This window comes from Oleiphilus sp. HI0117 (genome assembly GCF_001635235.1).
Genome location: NZ_LWGA01000561.1, coordinates 1 through 201 on the forward strand (window position 1 = coordinate 1; position 201 = coordinate 201).

The following is a 201-nucleotide window of genomic DNA, read 5'->3' on the forward strand; positions in this document are numbered from 1 at the left end:
AAAAATTGCACTAACCGTTGACGATTTACGCTTATGCTACGGTGAAAAAGAGGCCCTTCACGGCGTAAATATGCAGATACCACAGAACCGAGTAACGGCTTTTATCGGCCCATCGGGTTGTGGTAAATCGACATTATTGCGTTGCTTCAATCGCATGAACGATTTGGTTGATGGCTGTAGCATCACCGGTAAAATCATGCA

1 protein-coding gene is annotated in these 201 nt (G+C 44.8%); it reads left to right on the plus strand.

All coding sequences use genetic code 11. The annotated features are described in order from the left end of the window. The coding region (locus tag A3757_RS06200) for an ATP-binding cassette domain-containing protein (RefSeq protein WP_156506222.1) at window positions 1-201 on the plus strand (201 nt) is incomplete at both ends.